The following is a 21,282-nucleotide window of genomic DNA, read 5'->3' as shown; positions in this document are numbered from 1 at the left end:
GGAAGGACGACATGACGTCTTCGAGGAAGGACCGCGCCGCCGCGCTGCCCGAGGAGCTGCGGGAGGCCCTGCGCCGCCGCCTCGCGGGCAAGGCCGGCCGAGCCGGCGCCATCCCCCGCGCGGACCGCACACGCCCGCTGCCGCTGTCCTTCGCCCAGGCGCGCCTGTGGTTCCTGCACACCCTCCAGCCGCGGGAGGCGGGGTACAACAGCGCGCTGGCGCTGCGGCTGACCGGCGCCCTGGACCCGGCGGCGCTCTCCCGGGCGCTGGATGCCCTGGTGGCGCGCCATGAGGCGCTGCGGACCACGTTCGACGACACCGACGGCCGGCCCGTGCAGGTGGTCCACCCGGCCGGGCCCGTCCCGCTGCCGGTGGCGGACCTCACCGGCCCGGAGCACGGGCCGGAGGCGCTGGATGAGCTGCTGTCGGCCGAGTACGCCCGGCCCTTCTCCTTGCGGACCGGGCCACCGCTGCGGGCGCTGCTGGTCCGCCTGGCCGAGGAGGAGCACGTCCTGCTGGTCACGGCCCATCACATCGTCACCGACGGCTGGTCGATGGGGGTGCTCCAGGACGAGCTGTGCGCGCTGTACGGCGCGGAGCCGGGCGCGGACCCGCTGCCACCGGTGCCGGTGCAGTACCCGGACTTCGCGGTGTGGCAGCGGGAGCGGCTCGCGTCAGCCGCGTCGGACCGGGCGCTCGACCACTGGAAGGAGCGGCTGGACGGCGTCGTCCCGCTGGAGCTGCCCACCGACCGGCCCCGCCCTGCGGTGCGCTCCTCGGCGGGGGCGGTGCACGAGTTCACCGTGGGCCGCGCCACCGCGGCCCGGCTGCGCGCGCTCGCCGCGCAGGAGCACACCACGCTGTTCACCGCGCTGGTCGCGGCCTGCCAGGGGCTGTTCGCCCGCTGGTCGGGACAGGACGACATCGCCATCGGCACCGTCACCTCCGGCCGTGGCCGCACCGAGCTGGAGCGGGCCGTCGGCTTCTTCGTCAACACGGTGGTGCTGCGCTCCGCGGTGGACACCGCCCGCTCCTACCGGGAGCTGCTGGCCGGCGCCGGGGCCACGGTGCTGGACGCCTTCGCCCACGACGAGACGCCGTACCAGCGGCTGGTGGAGGCGGTGGGGGCGCGCCGGGACGCGGGCCGCAACCCGCTGTTCGACGTGATGGTGCTGCTGCACAGCGCCCCCAGGAGCGCGCCCCGGCCGGCCGGACTGACCGCCACGAGCGTCGATGTGCCCCGGCGGTCCGCCACCTTCGACCTCAGCGTCGAATTCATCGAGGAAGCCGCGGACGGGGCTCAGCTGCGGGGGCTGCTGGAGTACAGCACCGACCTGTTCGACCCGGCGACCGCCGAGCGGATGGCGGGACATCTGCTGGTGCTGCTCGACGCGGTGGCCGCCGAACCGGACCGGCCGGTGTGCGAGCTGCCCCTGCTCACGGACGGGGAGCGGCGGCGGATGGCGGCGCTGGGACATGGCCCCGCCCTCGCGGTGGCACCGGCCACGTTCCCGGCGGTGTTCGAGGCGCTGGCGGCCCGCGTCCCGGGGGCGACGGCGCTGGTCGCCGGGGACGCGGTGTACGACGCCGTCGGACTCAACGCGGCCGCCAACCGGCTGGCGCACCATCTGATCGCCCAGGGCGTCGGACCAGAGCGCGTCGTCGGGGTGAAGCTGCCCCGGACCGCCGGCATGATCGTGGCGATCCTGGGTGTGCTCAAGGCGGGCGGGGTCTATCTGCCCATCGATCCGGAACTGCCCGCCGAGCGGGTCGCGTTCCTCCTCGCCGACGCCCGGCCCGCGCTGGTGCTCGACGAGGCGGCGCTGCGTGCCGTCCCGGACACCCTGCCGACCGCCGATCCCACGGACGCGGACCGGACCGCCGCCCTGCACCCCGGCAGCGCCGCCTACGTCCTGTACACCTCCGGCTCGACCGGCCGCCCCAAGGGGGTGGTCGTGGAGCACCGGTCGCTGGTCAATCTGCTGGTCAGCCATGGCCGGGGGTTCGTGGCCGAGGCGGGCGGCGGTCCGCTGCGCGCGGCGCTGACCGCGTCGTTCTCCTTCGACACCTCGCTGGAGGGGCTGCTGCTGCTGGCCGACGGCCATGAGCTGCACCTCATCGACGAGACCACCCGGCTCGATCCGGCCGCGCTCGTGGCGTACGTCGCGGCCCACCGCATCGACTTCCTCGACCTCACCCCCTCGTATCTGCGGCAGCTCCTGCCCGCCGGGCTGCTGGACCACCCCCGGCACCGCCCGCGGGTGCTGATGCTGGGCGGCGAGGCCATCGGTCCTTCGCTGTGGCGGCGGCTGGCGGACACGCCCGGCACCACGGCGTACAACTTCTACGGCCCGACCGAGTGCACCATCGACGCGCTCGCGGCCCGGATATCCGGCGCCGGGCACCCGGTGGTGGGCCGGCCGCTGGGCAATCTGCGCGCCCATGTGCTCGACGCCCGGCTCCAGACGGTGCCGGTAGGGGTGGCGGGTGAGCTGTATCTGTCCGGTGCGCAGGTGGCCCGGGGGTACCGGGGCCGTCCGGGACTGACCGCGTCCCGCTTCGTGGCCGATCCGTACGGGCCCGCCGGCAGCCGGATGTACCGCACCGGGGACATCGCGCGCTGGACCGCCGCCGGGGAGCTGGACTGCCTCGGGCGCGCCGATGACCAGGTGAAGGTCCGGGGCCACCGGATCGAACCGGGCGAGATCGAGGCGGCGCTGCTGGATCTGCCGTCCGTCGCCGAGGCGGCCGTGGTCGCCGTGACCGACGACCGCGGCCACGCGCGGCTGGCCGCCTACTACGTGCCCGCCCCGGCCGGTGCCCCGCCCACCTCCGGTGAGCTGCGCACGGCCCTCGGGCGCACCCTGCCCGGCCCTATGGTCCCCGGTGCGTTCGTCGCCCTCGACGCCATGCCGCTCACCCCCAGCGGCAAGCTGGACCGCCGGGCGCTGCCCGCCCCGCGGCCCGAGGCGGACCGGCCGGAGCGGGCGGTGGTGGCTCCGCGGACCGAGGCGGAGCGGGAGCTCGCGCGGATCTGGGCCGAGGTGCTGGGCGCCGGGACGGTGGGGGTGAGCGACAACTTCTTCGAGCTGGGCGGCGATTCGATCCTCAGCATCCAGCTCGTCTCCCGCGCCCGCCAGGCCGGATACGCGCTCACCTCGCGGGACGTCTTCCTGCACCAGACGGTCGCCGAGCTGGCCGCCGCCGTGGCACCGCGCACCGCGCCCGGCGCCGCCGGCGCGGATGCCGGGGAGCGGGCGGAGGTGGCGGGTCCGGCGCCGCTCACCCCGATCCAGCACTGGTTCTTCGCCACCCATGGCCCGCTGCGCCACTTCACCATGTCGATGGTCCTCGATCTGCCCCGCGACCTGGACGAGAGGGCGCTTCGGACCGCACTGGGCGCCGTGGTCGCGCATCACCCGGCCCTGCGCACCCGGTTCGTGCGCGGCGACGACGGCGGGTGGCGGCAGCTGGCGGACGGCGCGGCGGGCGGGCCGCCGCTGCGCCGCCACGACCTGTCCGGGCTCAGCGGCGCCGAGGAGACGGACGCGGCCGAGGCGGCGGCGGAGGCCGCCCGCGCCGAACTCGACCTGGCGTCGGGGGTATTGCTGCGGGGTGCGCTGCTCAGGCGCGGGGCGGGGGCCCGGCCGCGGCTGTTCCTGACCGCGCACCACCTGGCCGTGGACAGCGTCTCGTGGCGCATTCTGCTCGGCGATCTGGAGCGCGCCTACCGGCAGGCCGCCGCCGGGGAGCCGGTGCGGCTGGAGCCCGTCCCCACCCCCTTCACCACCTGGGCCACCCGGCTGGCCGGCCAGGTGCGGGAGGGCCGGCTGGACGGCGATCTGGCGTACTGGGAGGACCTGTGGCGGACGGGCGGCGCGGCCCTTCCGGTGGACCGGCCGGGCACGGCCACGGCCGGGTCCACCCGCGCCGTGCGCGTCACGCTCGACCGCGCGGCCACCGACGGGCTGCTGCGCCGGGTGCCCGGGGTGTACCGCACGCAGATCAACGATGTGCTCCTCAGCGCGCTGGGGCGGGTGCTCGCCGGTTGGACGGGCGAGGACCGGGTGCTGGTGGCCATGGAGGGCCACGGCCGGGAGGAGCCGGCGGGGGCCGTCGACCTGTCCCGGACCGTGGGCTGGTTCACCACGCAGTATCCGGTGGCGCTGACCGTGCCCGGCGGCGGCTGGGACGCGGTGCTGAAGTCGGTCAAGGAGCAGCTGCGCGCGGTGCCGCACCGGGGGCTGAGCCATGAGGCGCTGGCGTATCTGAGCGCCCCGGACTCCCCCGCGCGGGCGCTCGCCGCCGCACCGCTGCCGGGCATCTGCTTCAACTACCACGGCCAGTGGGACTCTGGCGGGGGCGACGGCGGGTTCACGCTCACCGGCCAGGCGCTGGGGCGGGATCTGGCCGCCGACCAGCCCTCGGCGCATCAGCTCGATGTGTCCGCCGTGGTGGCCGACGGTGAGCTGGAGCTGACCTGGCTGTTCTCCGACCGGGTGCATGAGGCGGCCACGGTGCGGCGGCTCGCGGACGGCATGCTCACGGCGCTGCGGGAGATCGTGGCGCACTGCGACGGACCGGACGCGGGCGGCCGGACCCCTTCCGACTTCCCCCTGGCCCGGCTGGACCAGGCCACCGTCGACCGGCTGGTGGGCGACGGGCGGGAGACCGAGGACGTCCATCCGCTGACGCCGCTTCAGGAGGGCATGCTCTTCCACCGGCTGGTCGGCGGCGGGGAGGACGTCTACCTGGACCAGGCCACGCTGATCCTGGAAGGGGTGGGCGACCCGGAGGGGTTCGCACGGGCCTGGCAGGAGACGGTGGACCGGACACCGGTGCTCCGCAGCGGCGTCGTCTGGGAGGACGTCGAGCGGCCGCTGCTGGTGGTCCGCCGCCGGGCCGAGGTGCCCGTGACCCGGCTGGACTGGCGCGGACTGTCCGGGGAGCGGCGCGAGGCCGAGCTGGAGCGGTTCCGGACCGAGGATCTGGCCCGGGGCATCGATCTGGCCGCACCGCCGCCGATGCGGCTGGCCATCGCCCGGCTGACCGACACCCGTGTGGCGCTGATCTGGACCTCGCACCATCTGGTCCTGGACGGCTGGAGCCTGGCGCAGGTGTTCACCGAGGTGTGCGAGCGGTACACCGCGGCCGCCCGGGGCGGTCGGCCGGCGCTCGCCGCCCGCCGGCCGTTCCGCGACTATCTGCACTGGCTGGACGGGCAGGACGGACAGGAGGCGGAGCGCCACTGGCGGACCGTGCTCGCGGGCTTCACCGCGCCGACCCCGCTCCCCCGCGACCGCGCGGCCGTGGAGTCCCACCGGTCCCGGTCCTCCGCGACGGTGGCGGTGGCGCTCACCGCCGAGGTGTCAAAGGAGCTGCGCCGCACCGCGCGGAGCGGCGGGCTGACCGTCAACACGGTCGTGCAGGGCGCCTGGGCGCTGCTGCTGTCCCGGTACAGCGGTGAGCGGGACGTGGTTTTCGGCACCACGGTCTCGGGCCGCCCGGCCGAGCTGGCCGGGGTGGAGTCGATGGTGGGGATGTTCATCAACACCCTGCCGACCCGGGTGCGGGTGGACGCCGACCGGAACACCGGTGACTGGCTGCGGGACCTCCAGCTGGCGCAGTCCGCGTCCCGGCGCCACGAATCGGTCTCGCTGGCACAGGTGTCGGCCTGGAGCGAGGTACCGGCCGGAACCCCGCTCTTCGATTCCATGGTGGCCTTCGAGAACTACCCCTTTGACGACTCCTCGGCGCGCGAGGCGGGTCTGCGGATCATCGAGGTGCGGTCCATCGACGCGACCAACTTCGGCTTGAGCCTGCGGGCCCATCTCTCCGACCGGCTGGGCTTCGACCTCGGCTATGACCCGGGGCTGTTCGACGCCCGCACCGCGCGGGCGCTCGCCGACCGGCTGTGTCTGCTGCTCACCGCGATCGCGGCCGACCCCGGCCGGCCGCTGCGGGCGCTGCCGTGGACCACCGCCGAGGAGCGCCGGCGCGCCCTGGAGGAGTGGGCCGGCGGCACGGCCCCGCGGGCGCCGGAGCGGACCCTGGTGGACCTGTTCGCGGAGCAGGCCGGGCGCACCCCCGGCGCCACCGCCGTCACCTGCGCCGGAGAGTCGCTGTCGTACGCCGAACTGGACGCGCGGGCGGGCCGGCTGGCGCACCGGCTGCTGGCCGAGGGCGCCGGGCGGGAGCGGTATGTGGCGCTGGCCCTGCCCCGTTCGCCGGAGATGATCGTGGCGATCGTGGCGGTGCTGAAGACGGGCGCGGCCTATCTGCCCCTCGACCCGGACCAGCCGTCCGGCCGGATCGCGCGGATGCTCGCCGACGCCGAACCGGTCGCCCTGGTGACCACCGCCGCCCTCGCGGAGCGGCTCGGCGGGGACGGGGGCGGGCACACCGCCGTGGCCCGGCTGTGCCTGGACGACCCGGCGCTGATCGCCGACCTGGCGGGCCGGCCCGCCGCCGTCCCGGCCGGTGCCGGGCCGCTGCCGGACAGCCCCGCCTACGCCATCTACACCTCCGGGTCCACCGGGGCGCCCAAGGGGGTGGTGATCCCGCACGCCAATGTGGTGCGGCTGTTCGAGCGGACCCGCGCGTGGTTCTCGTTCGACGCCAGCGATGTGTGGACGCTGTTCCACAGTTACGCCTTCGACTTCTCCGTCTGGGAGATCTGGGGGGCGCTGCTGCACGGCGGCCGACTGGTGGTCGTCCCGTACGCGGTCTCCCGCTCCCCAGAGGAGTTCCGGCGGCTGCTGGCGGACGAACGGGTGACGGTGCTCAGCCAGACGCCCTCCGCCTTCCAGGGGCTGATGCGCGCCGACGCCGAGCACCCCGGGGCCCGGCTCGCCCTGCGCCGGGTCGTCTTCGGCGGTGAGGCGCTCGAGGTGCGGCGGCTGGCGGAGTGGTACGCGCGGTATCCGGACACCGCGCCGGTGCTGGTCAACATGTACGGGATCACCGAGACCACCGTGCATGTCACCTGCGCCCCGCTCGACCGCGCCGCCGCGGCCGCCCCGGCGGCCACCGGGAGCGCCATCGGCACCGGCATCCCCGATCTGCGGGTGTACGTGCTGGACGAGGGTCTTCAGCCGCTGCCCCCGGGGGCGGTCGGCGAACTGTACGTGGCGGGGGCGGGGCTCGCCCGCGGCTATCTGCGCCGCCCGGGGCTGACCGCCGCCCGCTTCGTGGCCGATCCGTACGGACCCGCCGGGAGCCGGATGTACCGCACCGGGGACCGGGCCCGGTGGAGCGCGGACGGACAGCTGGAGTATCTGGGCCGCGCCGACGACCAGGTGAAGATCCGCGGTTTCCGGATCGAGCCCGGGGAGATCGAGGCCGCGCTGGCCGCCCATCCGGAGGTCGGCGACGCGGTGGTGACCGCGCGGGAGGACCAGCCCGGGGTGCGGCGGCTGGTGGCCTATGTGGTGGCCGCCGGTCCGGCCGCGCCACCGTCCGCCGCCGCACTGCGGGAGTTCCTCCAGCGGTCGCTGCCCGCGCAGCTGGTCCCGGCGGCGTTCGTGCCGCTGGACGCGCTGCCGCTGACCGCCAACGGCAAGCTGGACCGGGCGGCGCTGCCCGCGCCCGGCCCGGACGGCTTCGCGGCGAGCGCCGAGCGGATCGCCCCGCGCACCGAGGCCGAGGTGACGGTGGCGCGGGCGTGGGCCGAGGTCCTCCAGATCGAGGAGGCCGGGGCGACGGACGACTTCTTCGCGCTGGGCGGCGACTCCATCCTGGCCATCCGGGTGGCCTCCCGGCTGCGGACGGCCTTCGGCACGGACGTCTCCCCGCGGGCGCTGTTCACCCACACCACCGTCGCCGGCCTCGCCGCCGCGCTGACCACGGCACCGGGCGGCGGGGCCCGGGACACCATCCCGGCCGTGCCACGGGAGGGGGACCTGCCGCTGTCCTTCGCGCAGGCGCGCCTGTGGTTCCTGGACTCCTTCGACGACGGCGGCACGGAGTATGTGACACCGTTCGCGCTGCGGCTGCGCGGCCGCCTCGACACCACCGCCCTGCGCACCGCCCTGGACGGTCTGGTGGCCCGGCACGAGTCGCTGCGCACCACCTTCGCCGAGGTGGACGGCCACGGGGTGCAGCGGGTGCACGACCCGTACCCGGTGGCGCTGCCCCTGCACGACCTCACCGCCGCGCCCCCGGCGGAGCGCGAGGGGGAGCTGGCCCGGCTGCTGGAGCGGGACGGCGCCACACCGTTCGACCTGCGCACCGGGCCGCTGCTGCGGGCGTCCCTGATCCGGCTGGACGACGCGGAACACGTGCTGACCCTGACGATGCACCACATCGTCACGGACGGCTGGTCCACGGCCGTCATCAGCACCGATCTGAGCGAGCTGTACGGCGCGGCGGCCACCGGCCGGCGGCCCGCGCTCCCCCCGCTGCCCCTGGGCTACGCCGACTTCGCGGCGTGGCAGCGCGATCCGCGCGGCGGCGCGGCGCTGGTGGAGCCGCAGCTGGAGCACTGGCGGGCGCGGCTGGCGGATGTGGCGCCGCTGGAGCTGCCGACCGACCGCCCGAGGCCGGCCGTGCAGACCAAGAATGGGGCGCTGCTGGAGTTCACCCTGCCCGCCGGGCTGGTGGAGCGGCTGCGCGCGACCGGGCGGCGCGGTGACGCCACCTTGTTCATGACGCTCCTCGCCACCTGCCAGGTGCTGCTGGCCCGCTGGTCGGGGCAGGAGGACATCGCGGTGGGCACCGTGACCTCCGGACGGGAGCGCCCCGAACTGGAGCACCTGGTCGGGATGTTCGTGAACACGCTGGTGCTGCGGACCCGGGTGGCCGCCGACGAGTCGTTCGCGGAGCTGCTGGCCCGGGTGCGGGACACCGTGCTGGACGCCTTCGCCCACCAGGACGTGCCGTTCGAGCGGGTCGTGGACGCGCTCCAGCCGGAGCGGGACACCAGCCGCACCCCGCTCTTCCAGGTGATGGTGGCGCTGCACAACCTGGGCGGCGAGGTGCCCGACCTGCCCGGTCTGGCCGTGGAGGCCGTCCGGGTCCCCGGCCGGACCGCCGGTTTCGACCTGGGCTTCGACTTCGTGGCCCACCTCGGCGCCGTGACCGGCTTCGTGGAGTACAACACCGATCTGTTCGACGCGGCGACCGTGGAGCGGATGGTCCGCCGGCTGCGGCTGCTGCTGGAGGCGGTGGCCGAGGACCCCGGCCGCCGGGTGGGCGAACTGCCGCTGATGACGGCCGAGGAGCGGCGGACGGTGCTGGCGGAGTGGAACGCCACCGGGCTCACGGTGGCGGACACCACCTTCCCCGGGCTCTTCGAGGAGCAGGCCGCCCGCACCCCGGGCGCCACGGCGCTGGTGGCCGGTGACGCCGCCTACGACTACGCGGGACTGAACGCCCGCGCCAACCGGCTGGCCCACCATCTGATCGCCCTCGGCGTGGGCCCGGAGAAGGTGGTCGCGGTCAGCCTGCCGCGTACCGCCGAGCTGATGGTGGCCCAGCTCGCGGTCCTCAAGGCGGGCGGTGCGCAGCTGTACCTCGACCCCGCGCTGCCCGCCGACCGGGCCCGGTTCCTGCTCCAGGACGCGGCGCCGGAGGTCGTCCTCACCCCGAAGGTCCTGCGGGACGCGCCCCTGGACGCGCTGCCGGACACCGATCCCACCGATGCGGACCGGCTCTCCCCGCTGCTCCCCGGGCACTGCGCGTACCTCGTCTACACCTCGGGGTCCACCGGCCGCCCCAAGGGTGTCGCCGTCGAACACCGCCAGCTGGTCAACCTGTGCCTGGACCACCGGGCCGGGCTCATCGCACCGCACCAGGCCGGGGCGGGCCGTCCGCTGCGCGCCGCGCTGACCGCCGCGTTCTCCTTCGACACCTCCTGGGAGGGCGCGGTGTTCTGGGCCTCGGGCCAGGAGGTGCATCTGGTCGACGACGCGGTACGGCTGGACCCGCCCGCCCTGGTGGCGCTGATCGACGCCCGTGGCCTGGACTTCCTCGATCTCACCCCGTCGTATCTGCACGAGCTGACGGTGGCCGGGCTGTTCGCCGAAGGCCGCCACCGGCCGCGGATCGTCATGGTGGGCGGGGAGGCCATCGGGCCGGCGCTGTGGCGTCGGCTGCGCGCGGTGCCGGATGTGGCGGCGTACAACTTCTACGGGCCCACCGAGTGCACCGTGGACGCGGTGTACGGCGCGCTGGCCGACCTCGGCGACCGCCCGCTCATCGGGCGGCCCGGCCGCAATCTGCGGGCGTACGTCCTGGACGGCGCGCTGCGGCCGGTGCCGCCCGGCGTCCCCGGTGCACTCCATCTGGCCGGGGCCCAGGTGGCCCGTGGCTATCTGCGCCGCCCCGGGCTCACCGCGGCGCACTTCGTCGCCGATCCGTACGGCCCTCCCGGCAGCCGGATGTACCGCACCGGCGACCGGGCGCGCTGGACGGCGGACGGGACGCTGGAGTTCCTCGGCCGCGCCGACGAACAGCTGAAGATCCGCGGGTTCCGGATCGAGCCCGGGGAGATCGAGGGCGCGCTGCTGGACCATCCGGCCATCGAGGACGCGGTGGTGGTGGCCCGCGAGGACACCGGCCACCGGCGGCTGGTGGCCTACCTGGTGACCGCCGCCGCCCCGGACCCGGTCGAGCTGCGCGCCCATCTCAAGCGCACCCTGCCCGACTACATGGTTCCGGCCGCCTTCGTGACGCTGGAGCGGATGCCCCGCACCGACAGCGGCAAGGTCGACCGGCGGGCCCTGCCCGCACCCGGCGACCGCCCGGAACGGGGCTCGCCGTACGTGGCGCCGCGCACCGAGGCCGAGACGGTGCTCGCGCGGGTGTGGGCCGAGGTGCTGGGTGTCCCCCAGGTGGGCGTGGAGGACAACTTCTTCGCCCTGGGCGGGGATTCGATCCTCAGCATCCAGATCGTCTCCCGGGCCCGCGCGGCCGGGCTCGCGCTCACCTCCAAGGACGTCTTCCGCCACCAGACCGTCGCGGAACTCGCGGTGCGCCTCGACCCCCGCCACCAGCCCCGCCCGGCCCCGTCCGGGGCCGTGGCCGGCCCGGCGCCGCTGACCCCGATCCAGCACTGGTACCTCTACGGACGGCGCCCCGGCGACCGGCACCACTTCACCATGAGCCACCGGCTCCAGCTCACCGGCGACCTCGACGAGGCCGCCCTGCGGCAGGCGGTGGACGCCCTGGTGGCGCAGCACGCGGCGCTGCGCACCCGCTTCCTCGCCGTCGACGGGCGGTGGTACCAGGAGGTCCTGCCCGCCGCCCCCGCCGGCGTCCTGGAGCGGTACGAGCTGTCCGGGCTGGAGGAGGCGGCACGCGCCGCCGCCGTGGCCGAGGCCACGGTCGGCGCGCAGACCGGGCTGGACATCGGCGCGGGGGCCGTGCTGCGGGTGCTGCTGTTCACCTTCGGCCCGGAGCGGCCGCCCGAGTTGCTGATCACCGCCCACCACCTGGTGGTGGACGGCGTGTCCTGGCGCGTCCTCCTCGGCGATCTTCAGACCGCCTACCGGAGCGCCGCCGCCGGTGGCGTTCCCGCCCTGCCCCCGGCGAGCACCGCCTTCACCCGGTGGGCCGCCCGGCTGGCGGACCATGTGCGCTCCGGCGGCCTCGACGGCGACCTGGCGTACTGGCGGGACGTCGCGCGCGCCGCGCCCGCCGCGCTCCCCGTCGACCGCGAGGGCCCCAACACCCATGGCACGGCGGCCACGGTCACCACGGTCCTCGGCCGCGCCGAGACCGAGGCGCTGCTGCGCGCGGTCCCCGGGGTCTACCGGACGCGGATCGACGACGTGCTGCTCGGCGCGCTCGGCCGGACCCTGGTGCGCTGGACCGGCGGGAACACCGCGCTGATCGGGGTCGAGGGACACGGCCGCGAGGATCTCTTCGAGGACCTGGACCTGTCCCGCACCGTCGGCTGGTTCACCGCCGAGTACCCCCTGGCGCTGACCGTCGACGCCGAGGCGGGATGGCGCGAGACCCTGCGGTCCGTCAAGGAGCAGCTGCGGGCCGTCCCGCACCACGGGATCGGCCACGGAGCGCTGCGCCACCTGGCCCCCGAGGGCTCCCCGGCCGGGGAGCTTGCCGACGGCCCGTCACCGCAGATCGTCTTCAACTACCACGGCCAGTGGGACGTGGCCGGGGACGACGCCGGGGCGGCCCCGGGCCTCTACCGCGCCGCCCTCCCGGTGACCGGCCAGGACGCCCCGCCCGAGGAGACCCGCCCCTGCCTGCTGGAGGTCACCGGCGCGGTCCAGGACGGCCGGCTGGAGCTGGGCTGGAGCTATCCGGCCCGGATGTACGACGAGGCGACCGTGCGCCGGCTCGCGGAGGACTGTCTGGCCGCGCTGCGGGAGATCGTCGCGCACTGCGCGGAGCCCGGCGCCGGCGGGCGCACCCCCTCCGACTTCCCGCTCGCCCGGCTCGACCAGCGCCAGGTGGACCTGATCGCCGGTGACGGCGGCGCGGTGGAGGACATCTGCCCGCTGACCCCGCTCCAGGCCGGCATGCTCTTCCACGGTCTGGTGGACACCGGCGGCGCCTACCTCGACCAGATCGCGATCCGGATCGGCGGGATCGCCGACCCGGACGCCTTCGCGGCCGCCTGGCAGCGGGTGGTGGACCGTACGCCGGGCCTGCGCAGCTCCGTCCGCTGGGAGGGGCTCGCCGAGCCCGTCCAGGTCGTCCACCGGCGGGCCGCCCTGCCCACCGCCCGGCTGGACTGGCGGGAGCTGACGCCGCCCGCGCGGGAGGAGGCGCTGCGCCGGCTGCTGGACGCGGACCGGGCCGCCGGGATGGAGCTCACCTCGGCCCCGCTGAGCCGGATCGCGGTGGCCCGGCTCCCGGAGGACGAGGTCATGCTGGTGTGGACCGCGCACCATCTGATGCTCGACGGCTGGAGCACCGGGCAGGTCTTCGCCGAGGTGTGCGAGACCTATGCGGCCCTGGCCGCCGGGCTGACGCCCCGGCCGCCCGCGCGCCGGCCCTTCCGGGACTTCCTCGGCTGGCTGCGGGGACGGGACCAGGAGCGGGCGGAGCGGCACTGGGCCGGGGTGCTGGCGGGGTTCGGGGCCCGCACGCCGCTGCCGTACGACCGGCCGCCCCGGGAGGCGCACCGCACCACCTCCACCGCGCTGACCCGGCTGGAGCTGACCGAGGCGGTGTCCGCCCGGCTGCGTCGGACGGCGCGCGGCGGCGGGCTGACGGTCAACACGGTGGTGCAGGGGGCGTGGGCGCTGCTGCTGGCGCGGTACGGCGGTGAGCGCGACGTGGTGTTCGGCACCACCGTCTCGGGCCGTCCGGACGGGCTGCCGGGCGTGGAGACGATGGTCGGCATGTTCATCAACACGGTCCCCACCCGGGCCGTGGCGGACGGCGGCCGTGAGGTCGTGGAGTGGCTGCGGGAGCTCCAGGAGCAGCAGAGCGAGGCGCGCCGCTTCGACTTCGTCGCCCTCCCCCGCATCCAGGCCTTAAGCCCGCTCCCGGCCGGCGAGCCGCTCTTCGAGAGCTTGGTGGTGTTCGAGAACTACCCGTTCGACGAGGCGTCGGCGGCCGGTGCCGGGATCGTCGTCCGCGAGGTGCGGGCCGAGGACTCCACCAGCTTCCCGCTGTGTCTGCGCGCCTATCTCGGCGACCGGCTGGGCTTCGACATCGCCTACGATCCGGCGCTGTTCGACGCGGCCACGGTGGAGCGGGCGGCGGCCCATCTCCGGACGCTGCTGACCGGGATCGCGGACGGCGCCGGGCGGTGTCTGGACGAGCTGCCGCTGCTGACGGAGGCGGAGCGGCTGCGGGCGGCGGCCGAGTGGAACGCCACCGCCCGGCCGCTGCCGCAGGGTTCGCCGGCCGAGCTGTTCGCCGAGCGGGTCCGGCGCGCCCCGGACGCCGTCGCCGTCACCGACGGCGCCACCTCGCTCGGCTACGCCGAACTCGACGACTGGTCGGGCCGGCTGGCGGGGCACCTGGTGCGCGCCGGGGTGCGGCCGGAGGACCGGGTGGCGCTGCTGATGGACCGGTCGGTGGAGCTGGTCGTGGCCCAGCTGGCGGTGGTCAGGGCCGGTGGGGTGTACGTACCGGTGGACGCCCGCGCCCCGCGCGACCGGCGGCGGACGCTGCTGGACCAGGCGGGCGCCGCGGTCGTGCTGACGCGCGAGGAGGTGGCCGCCGCCCGGCAGGGCGGGCCGGCGGCGCCCGCGGCGGACGTGCACCGGGACCAGCTGGCGTATGTGATGTTCACCTCCGGGTCGACCGGGGCGCCGAAGGCCGTGGGGGTGCGCCAGCGCGATGTGGTGGCGCTCGCCCTCGACCGCGCCTTCACCGGCGGCGGGCACGAACGGGTGGCGATGCACTCGCCGGTGGCGTTCGACGCCGCCACCTACGAGATGTGGGTGCCGCTGCTGAACGGCGGCCGGGTGGTGGTGGCACCCGGCGAGCTGGACGCCACGGCGGTGCGCCGGCTGGTGGCCGAGCAGGGGGTGACCGGGCTGTGGCTGACCGCCGGGCTGTTCCGGCTGCTGGCGCAGGACGCGCCGGACTGCTTCGCGGGGCTGCGCGAGGTGTGGACGGGCGGCGATGTGGTGCCGGCGGCGGCGGTGCGCCGGGTGCTGGCGCACTGCCCCGGGCTGACCGTGGTGGACGGGTACGGACCGACCGAGACCACCACCTTCGCCACGTCGTATCCGATGTCCCGCGCCGATACGGTGCCCGAGGTGGTGCCGATCGGCCGGCCGCTGGACAACATGCGGGTCCACGTCCTGGACGCGCGGCTGCGGATGGTTCCCCCGGGGGTGGTCGGGGAGCTGTTCATCGCCGGTGAGGGGGTGGCGCGTGGCTATCTCGGCCGCCCCGGCCCGACCGCCGCCTCCTTCCTGGCCGATCCGTACGGGCCCGCCGGGGAGCGGATGTACCGCACCGGCGACCTGGCGCGCCGGCGGCCGGACGGCACGGTGGAATTCCTCGGCCGCGCCGACGACCAGGTCAAGATCCGTGGCTTCCGGATCGAACCCGGCGAAGTGGAGGGGGTGCTGGCCGGGCATCCGGACGTGGCGGATGTCGCGGTGGTGGCCCGGGAGGACCGGCCCGGCGGGAAGCGGCTGGTGGCCTACGCGGTGGCCGGTGCCGGGGCCACGGTGGACGGTGCGCGGCTGCGCGCGTACGCCGCGGCCCGGCTGCCGGACTACATGGTGCCGTCCGCCGTCGTCCCGCTGGACGCGCTGCCGCTCGGCCCCACCGGGAAGCTGGACCGCGCGGCGCTGCCCGCCCCGGACCCGGCGGCCCTCGGATCGCGCCGCGCGCCCTACCACGAGCCGCGCGAGGGGGCCGAGCGGACGGTGGCGGCGGTCTGGGCCGAGGTGCTCCAGGTGGCGCGCGTCGGCGCCGGGGACGACTTCTTCGAGCTCGGCGGCGACTCGATCCTGTCCATCCGGCTCACCTCGCGGCTGCGGGAGGTGTTCGGGGTGGAGCTGTCGCCCCGGCTGGTGTTCAGCCATCCCACGGTCGCCGCCCTGGCCGAGGCGCTCGCCGGCGCGGACGGCCGGGGCGCGGACCGGCCCGCCCCGATCACACCGGTGGACCGGGACGCCGAGCTGCCGCTGTCGTACCCCCAGCAACGGCTGTGGTTCCTGGACTCCTTCGCACCGGACAGCGCCGAGTACATCACCCCGCTCGCGCTGCGGATGCGCGGCACCCTCGACGTGGCCGCGCTCGGCGCGGCGCTGACCGCGCTGGTGGCCCGGCACGAGTCGCTGCGGACCACCTTCGACACGGTGGACGGCCGCGGGGTGCAGATCGTGCACGAGCCGGGGGAGATCCGGCTCGACCCGTTGGACCTGTCCCATCTGTCCGCCCCCGAGCGGGAGGCGGAGCTGCGGGCGCTGCTGGCGTACGACCGGGCCCGCCCGTTCGACCTGCGGCGCGGCCCGCTGCTGCGGACCGGGCTGATCCGGCTGGGCGCCCGGGAACACGTACTGAGCCTGACGCTGCACCACATCATCACCGACGGCTGGTCCACCGGTGTGCTCCTCGGCGATCTGCGGGAGCTGTACCGGGCGGCGCTGAGCGGCGAGCCCGCGGCGCTGCCACCGCTGCCGGTGCATTACGCGGACTTCGCCCACTGGCAGCGCGCCGAGCTCACCGCCCCCCGCGCCGAAGAGCAACTGGCCTACTGGAAGCGCCAGTTGGCCGATGTACCACCGCTGGAGCTGCCCACCGACCGGCCCCGGCCCGCGGTGCGGACGCGATACGGCGCGACCGTGGAGTTCACCGTCCCCGCCGAGGTGGTCCGGCCCTTGCGGGAGTTCGGGCAGGCCCGGGGCACCACGTTGTTCATGACGCTGGTGGCGGCGGCCCAGATCCTGCTGGCCCGGCTGTCGGGCGGGCGGGACATCGCCGTGGGCACCGTCACCTCGGGGCGGGAGCGCGCCGAGGTCGAGCGGCTGATCGGGTTCTTCGTCAACACCCTGGTGCTGCGTTCCACGGTCGATCCGCGCGCCCGTTTCGACGACTTCCTGGCCGAGGTGCGCGGCACCGTCCTGGACGCCTTCGCCCATCAGGCGGTGCCGTTCGAGCGGGTGGTGGACGAGGTGCGGCCGGCCCGCGACACCAGCCGGACACCGCTGTTCCAGGCGATGGTGGTGCTCCAGAACGCCCCGGGCCGGGCGCTGGACCTGCCCGGTCTGGAGCTGACGGACGTGGAGCTGGAGACCGACACCGCGAGCTTCGACCTCACCTTCGAGTTCGCCGAGGGCGAGGGGGGCGTGCTGCGCGGGCTGATCGGCTACAGCACCGATCTGTTCGACGCCCCGACCGTGGCGCGGATGGGCACCGCCCTGGGCGCGCTGCTCGCCGGGATCGCCGCGGATCCGCGGCGGCCGGTGGGCGCGCTGCCGCTGGCCACCCCGGCCGAGCTGCGGCGCACCCTGGTCGAGTGGAACGACACCCGGCGGGAGGTGGCGCCGGCCACGCTGCGCGAGCTGTTCGAGCGGCAGGTGGCGCTCTCCCCGGACGCCACGGCCGTGCGGTACGGGAAGGGCGATCTGACCTTCGCCGAGCTGGAGACGGCCGCGAACCGGCTGGCGCACCGGCTGATCGGCCGGGGCGTGGGCCCGGAGCACCTGGTGGCACTGGTGCTGCCGCGTTCGGTGGAGATGCTGGTGGCGCAGCTGGCCGTGGTGAAGGCGGGCGGCGCGTTCCTGCCGGTCGACCCCGGCTATCCGAAGGAGCGGGTGGCGTTCATGCTCCAGGACGCCGGGCCCTCGGTGGTGCTCGACGACACGGCCCCGGTCTGGGTAGAGGACGGCCCGGCCGGGCCGCCGCCCGGCCGTGGCCTGACGCCGGACCACCCGGCGTACGTCATCTACACCTCCGGGTCCACCGGTGTGCCCAAGGCGGTGGTGGTCACCCATGCGGGGCTGGCGAGCTTCGCGGCCGCCGGGGCCGCGCACTACGGCGTGCGGGCCGGGGACCGGGTGCTCCAGTTCTCCTCCCCGAGCTTCGACGCCGCCGTCCTCGAGCTGTGCGTCTCGCTGCCCGCCGGCGCGGCGCTGGTGATCGGTGACGAGGGCCCGCTGCTGGGCGAGCGGCTGGCCGAGGTGCTCGGCGGGCAGCGGATCACCCATGCGCTGATCCCCCCGGCGGCGCTGGCCACCCTGGACGAGGCGGTGTGCCCACAGCTGCCGGATCTGCGGACCCTGATCGTCGGCGGCGACACCTGCTCCGCCGAGCTGGTGGACCGCTGGGCCCCGGGCCGGCGGCTGGTCAACTCCTACGGCCCGACCGAGGCCACGGTGGTGAGCACCTGGTCAGAGCCGCTGACCGCCGGGTCGGGGGCGCCGCCGATCGGCCGGCCGATCCCCAACACCCGGGTCTATGTGCTGGACGAGGCGCTGCGCCCGGTGCCGGTGGGCGTGGCCGGGGAGCTGTATGTGGCGGGCGCGGGTCTGGCGCGGGGCTATCTGGGCCGTCCGGGGCTGACCGCGGCGCGGTTCGTGGCCGATCCGTTCGGCCCCGCGGGCGGCCGGATGTACCGCACCGGCGATGTGGTCCGGTGGACCGGCGACGGTGAGTTGAGGTTCCTGGGCCGGGCCGACGACCAGGTCAAGGTGCGGGGCTTCCGGATCGAACTCGGCGAGGTGGAGAGCGCGCTGCGGCGCGCCCCGGACGTGCGGGAAGCGGTGGTCGCCGTACGGCGGACCGCCGCGACCCCGGAGCAGCCCATGGGCGGGAAGCGGCTGGTGGGCTATGTCGTCCCGGCGCCGGGCGGCGCGCCGACCGCCGCCGCGCTCCGCGACCATCTGCGGCGGACCCTCCCGTCCCATATGGTGCCCTCGGCGTTCGCCACCCTGGACACCCTGCCGCTGACGGCCCATGGCAAGGTCGACCGCCGGGCCCTGCCCGACCCGGACCCGGCGCCGGCCTCCTCCGGAGCGGGCCATGTCGCCCCGCGCACCCCGATGGAGCGCCGGATCGCGGCCGTCTGGGCGGATGTGCTCGGCCTGGAACGGGTGGGCGTGGAGGACAACTTCTTCGACCTCGGCGGGGACTCCATCCTCAGCATCCAGGTGGTCTCCCGCGCCCGCCAGGCCGGACTCCGGCTGACCACCAAGGACCTGTTCACCCATCAGTCGGTGGCCGCGCTGGCCACCGTGGCCACCGCCGAGCGGGACGAGGGCCGTGCGGAGCCGGTGACCGGGGCGCTGCCGCTGACCCCGATCCAGCGCTGGTTCTTCGCCACCCACACCGTCAATCCGCACCACTTCAACCAGTCCACCCTGCTGGAGCTGCACCGGGAACCGGACGAGGAGGCGCTGGAAGGGGCGCTGGCCGCGCTCCTGGTCCACCATGACGCACTGCGCACCCGGTTCACCGAGGACGGCGGCGAGTGGCGCGGTCACGTCCCCGAGCCGGGGGCGGACACCGCCGTCCTGGACCGCCACGACCTGTCCGGTCTGCCGGCGCGGGAGGCGGACGCGGCGATGGAGCGGGTGGCCGACGCGCTCCACGCGGGCTTCGACCTCGGCCGCGGGCCGCTGCTGAAGGCCGCGCTGTTCCGCTTCGGCGGGGCGCGGCGGCCGTTCCTCTTCCTGACCGCGCACCACCTGGTCATCGACGGGGTGTCCTGGCGGATCCTGCTGGACGATCTGGACCTGGCGTATCAGCAGGGCGTGCGGGGCGAACCGGTGGACCTGGGCCCCAGGACCACCGCGTTCCGGGGCTGGGCGCGGCGGCTGGCGGACCATGTCGCGGGCGGCGCCCTGGACCATGAGGCCGACCACTGGTGCGCGGCCCTCGACGCCCCGCCGCTGCCGGTCGACCACCAGGTGGCCGCGCCGGGGGCAGCCACCCGTACGGTGGCGGTCGCGCTCGGCGAGCGGGACACCGAGGCGCTGCTGCGCGCGGCGCCCACCGCCTACCGCACCCGGATCAACGATGTGCTGCTCGCCGCCCTCGCGCCGGCGCTGTCCCGCTGGACGGGCCGGAACCGGGTCTTCGTGGAGCTGGAGGGGCACGGGCGCGAGGAGGACGTCCTGGAAGGTGTCGATCTCTCCCGTACGGTGGGCTGGTTCACCACGATGTATCCGGTCTCCTTCGAGCTGCCGGACCTGCCCGACGGCGGGCCGGCCGACTGGCGCGGTCTGGTCAAGTCGGTCCGGCGGCGGCTGCGGACCGTGCCCGGCAACGGCTTCGGCTTCGGGGCGCTGCGCGCCTTCGGCCCGCCCGAGCTGCGCGAGCGGCTGTCCCGCGACGGCTCCGGACCGCAGATCGTCTTCAACTACCTGGGCCAGTGGGACGCCCGGTCGGCGCGAGCCCAGGGTGGTCTGGTGCACGCCGAGCACGGGTCGTTCGGCCAGGACCACGACCCGCGCGAGGGCGGTTCCCACCTGCTGGAGGTGGTGGGCGCGGTGCAGGACGGCCGGCTCGGCTTCACCTGGCACTACCGCCCCGATGTGCACGACCACGCGACCGTGGAGGCGGTGGCCGGGGACTTCGCGGCGGCGCTGCGCGCGATCGCCGACGACTGCCGGGGTGCCGTATGACCGCGGCCGCGCCGGTGTCCGAACCGGTCCCGCTGTCGCGCAACCGGGGCTACCGGCTGCTGTGGGGCGGTCAGGCGCTATCGGAGTTCGGCTTCCACGCGACGGCGATCGCGTTTCCGCTGCTGGTCCTCGCGCTCACCGGCTCGGGCGCCGCCTCCGGTCTGGTCATGGGCACCGTCGCCGCCGCGCAGCTGGTGGCGGGGCTCCCGGCGGGTGTCCTGGTGGACCGTTACGACCGCAAGGCGATCATGCTGGGCTGTGAGGCCGCCCAGGCGGCCGCCGCCCTCAGCCTGGTGGTCGCCGTGTGGTCCGGCGCCGCCGCGGTCTGGCACATGGTGGTCGTGGCGGCGGTGTTCGGGGCGAGCGCGGCGCTCTTCGAACCGGCGGAGAGCGCGTCGCTGCCGGCCCTGGTGGCGGACGAGCAGCTGCCCACGGCGGTGGCGATGAACACCGCCCGCGCCTCGATGGGCCAGCTGGCGGGCACCGCCACCGGCGGATTCCTCTTCGCCGTGGGACGGTTCGTGCCCTTCCTGGTGGACACCGTGACGCACACGCTCTCCTTCGTCGCGCTGCTCTTCGTCCGGCTGCCCCGGCGCGAGCGGCCCGCCGGCGGGGCGGGCCCGCTCGTCGGTGAGGCGCTGGCCGGGCTGCGCTGGGTGTGGCGGGAGCCCCGGATCCGGGTCACGGTGCTGTGCGCGGTGGTGCTCAACCTGTTCTTCAGCGCCTTCTACCTCGTCGTCATCGTGGTCGCCGAGTCCAGGGGGGTGCCCTCCGGGGAGGTCGGTGTGATGGCGGCGATGCTCGGGGTGGGCGGGGTGCTCGGCGCGCTGACGGCGCCCGTGACCCACCGGCGGCTGGGCCCCTACGGCGCCATCGTCGCGGTGTTCTGGGCCCTGGCCGTGCTCGCCCCGGTCACCGTGCTGGTGGACAGCGGCTATCTGATCGGGGTGCTGTTCGCCCTGATGGCGATGTTCCCGCCGGCGGCGAACACCGCCATCATGACGGACCAGCTGCTGCGCACCCCGGACGAGCTGCGCGGCAGGCTCACCAGCACCCTCGTCCTGGCCTGCGGGGCCGCGGGCGCGGCGGGTCCCGCGCTGGGCGGGTCGCTCGCCCAGCTCCTGCCGGGCGGCCGGGCGATCCTGCTCTGCTCGGCCGGGATGGCCGCCGCGGCCGTCCTGGCCACCGTCAGCCCGAGCCTGCGCACCCTGGCCCGGGGCCATGAGGCCGGGCGGCAGCCCGTGGCCGCCGACTGACCGTCAGGTCCCCA

The 21,282-nt window shown here is 75.6% G+C and carries 2 protein-coding genes; both read left to right on the top strand.

What is annotated here, in order from left to right:
- Window positions 1-11: 11 nt before the first annotated feature.
- Window positions 12-20,012, top strand: a complete 20,001-nt coding sequence (locus N6H00_RS35670; protein ID WP_268975992.1) for a non-ribosomal peptide synthase/polyketide synthase — start codon at window positions 12-14, stop codon at window positions 20,010-20,012.
- Window positions 20,009-21,268 carry an MFS transporter gene (locus N6H00_RS35665; protein WP_268975991.1) on the top strand — a complete coding sequence of 420 codons (1,260 nt, stop codon included), beginning with the start codon at window positions 20,009-20,011 and terminating at the stop codon, window positions 21,266-21,268. The genes N6H00_RS35670 and N6H00_RS35665 overlap by 4 nt, the downstream gene beginning before the upstream one ends.
- Window positions 21,269-21,282: the final 14 nt, after the last annotated feature.

The sequence above is a fragment of the Streptomyces sp. S465 genome (genome assembly GCF_026898115.1).
In the GTDB taxonomy this organism is placed as follows: Bacteria; Actinomycetota; Actinomycetes; order Streptomycetales; family Streptomycetaceae; genus Streptomyces; species Streptomyces luomodiensis.
This window is presented reverse-complemented; position numbering and strand designations above follow the sequence as displayed.